The 2,492-nt window shown below is 68.1% G+C and carries 2 protein-coding genes; both read right to left on the reverse strand.

Annotated elements, in window-relative coordinates:
- Positions 1-221: 221 nt before the first annotated feature.
- Positions 222-1,718: a S10 family peptidase gene (locus AC1DJN_RS21525; RefSeq protein WP_442251490.1), complete on the reverse strand. Its 1,497-nt coding sequence runs from the start codon at positions 1,716-1,718 to the stop codon at positions 222-224.
- A gap of 98 nt (positions 1,719-1,816) precedes the next feature.
- Entirely contained in the window at positions 1,817-2,395 is a 579-nt protein-coding gene (locus AC1DJN_RS21530) for a GNAT family N-acetyltransferase (protein WP_282280240.1), read from the reverse strand.
- Positions 2,396-2,492: the final 97 nt, after the last annotated feature.

Here is a 2,492-nt window from a genome sequence, read left to right on the forward strand (position 1 = left end):
GCACTGCTTCGCAAGCGCCCGAACGCACAGCCGCCAGCGGCGCACTGCTTCGCAAGCGCCCGAACGCACAGCCGCCAGCGGCTGGGCCGGTCTGGGGGTTTACGGCGTCCCCCGCAACCGGGCCCACCCCGCCAACCCACGGAAAGCCCGCTTTTGACGTTGCCGTTGCCGTTGCCATTGCTGTCCGCGGGTGCCGGGCCGCAGGCCCGGCCGACAACCCCTCAATTGCGCTGGAACAACGCCTGCACATCCCTGCGGAACGCCGCCTGGCTGTCAGCCCGGCTGTAGAACATGTGCCCGCCCGGATAGCTGCGCACCTGCACGCGGTCCGGGTTGCTGCCCATCGCCGGCATCTGGTCCACCGTCAGGATCGAGCCCATGAACGGGCAGGACAGGTCATTCCAGCCATGCACGATCAGCACCTGCAGGTGCGGATCGATCGCCACGGCCTGGCGCAGCTGGGTCACCGCACCTTCGCGCAGGTCACCATTGCGATCCCACAGACGGTTCACGTCGTAGTTCAGTGCCTGGTAGCGCGCATCCACCTTCCAGCCGACCTCGCGGGTAACGAAGTCGACCATCGCGGTGGTGGTCGGGGCGATGATGCTGTCCAGCAGCGGATCGTTGGCGCGCTGCTCCGGATCGTTCGGGAACGGATCGAACGCAGTGACGTTGGAATCGTAGCGGCTGCCCAGCGTGCCCTTGTCGCGGAACACCTCACGCAGGTAGGCCTGGGTCTCCAGGCGGCCGCCGGCGCGGCGCACGAACTGCGGGTCCAGGCCGGTCAACTCGGCCACCCGGCGCAGCATCGCCTCGGTCGCCTGCGGATCGCTGCGGCCCTTCATCAACGCGGTGGCGTAGTCGCCGCGGGTGTACTCGACCACCTCGCGCATCGCCGCGTCGGTCAGCTTGCCCTGGCGTTCCAGGTGCGCGGCAGCGATCGATGGCAGGGTCTGCATCCACGCCATCGGCGAGACATCGGCGTTGTCTTCCAGGGTCGGGCTCAGGTAAGGCGACACCAGCACCAGGCCGTTCATCGCCACGCCCAGGCGCGTCTGCAGGAAGTGGGTGATGCGCGGGCCGCGATAGCCGCCATAGCTCTCGCCGGTCAGGTACTTGCGCGAGGCCATGCGCTGGTTGCGCAGCAGCCAGTCGTAGATCGTGCGCGAGAGGTACTCGACATCGGCACTGGGCGTATACAGCTGTTTCTTCGCTTCCTCATCGCCGATGCGGGCGCGGCTGAAGCCGGTACCGACCGGATCGATGAACACCAGGTCGGTGAAGTCCAGCCAGGTGCCGGGATTGTCGTGCAGCTTCGCCGGCGCCGATGCGCTGTCGCCTTCCGAACCGAAGGTCACCACCTTCGGGCCGATGGCGCCCAGGTTGAGGTACACAGAAGATGCGCCGGGGCCGCCATTGAGCGCGAAGGTCACCGGCCGGTCCTTGCCCGGCATCGTGTAGGCGGTGAACACCACATCGGCGATCACCTTGCCCTTCGCATCGCGTACCGGCAGGGTGCCGACGGTGGCGGTGTAGTCGAGGGTGCGCCCAGCCAGGCGCATGCTCTGGCGAGCCGACGCATCGGCCGGCAGGGGCGCGGCTTCGGTCTTTTCTTCTTTCGATTCGGAGGCGCCGTCAGCAGCAGGCGCGGCCAGCACGCAGGCAGGGGCGATCAGCAGGCCGACGCAGAGCGCGGCAGAGTGCAGCAGAAACTTCATGGCACCGGAACGGCAGCGGAAGGGACCCCGATGCTAGGGCGGGGTGCCGCGCACCGTATGTGTCCAAAGGCATGGGCCGGCGTTGTGGCCTGATCCGGTCAAGCGACGGTGGCTGAGCGCACCGCGTCGTCGGCCAGCAGTCCGTACACGGCCGAGTCGGCCAGTTCACCCTGGATACGCCAACGCTGCCGCAGCAGGCCTTCGCGGTGGAAGCCCAGGCGTTCGAGCACGTGTGCCGAGGCGTGGTTGCGTGGATCGATCTCCGCTTCCACCCGGTGCAGTTGCAGGGTGTTGAACAGATAGGCCAGCACCTGCTGCAGCGCTTCATGCATGTAGCCGTGGCCCTGCCTGCCAGGTGCCAGCAGATAGCCGATTTCCGCGCGCGCCGCATCCCGATCCAGGGCAAACACCACGCAGATGCCCAGTAGCGGGCCGTCCACCGATTCGCGCAGGGCCAGCTTCAACTGCGTGCCGGTGGCCTGTGCAGCCAGGTCGTCGTCGATCTGCGCGCGTGCTTCGGCCGGACGCGTCCACGCCGGGTGGTTCCACCAGTGCATCACGTCCGGGTCGGACTGCAGGGCGAACAGGGCCGCGGCGTCATCGCGGCGTATGGGGCTCAGCACCAGGCGCGCGCTGTGCAGCGGCAGCCCGGGGAACGGCAGTGAGTTGGCGGGCAATGGGGTCGTCCACGCGGATGAACGCGCATTATGGACCCGCAGGGTTTGCCGATGGCGGCCGATCCAACGGCCCGGTAGTGCCGGCCGCTGGCCGGCT

The sequence above is a fragment of the Stenotrophomonas sp. 05L414_2 genome (assembly GCF_056397905.1).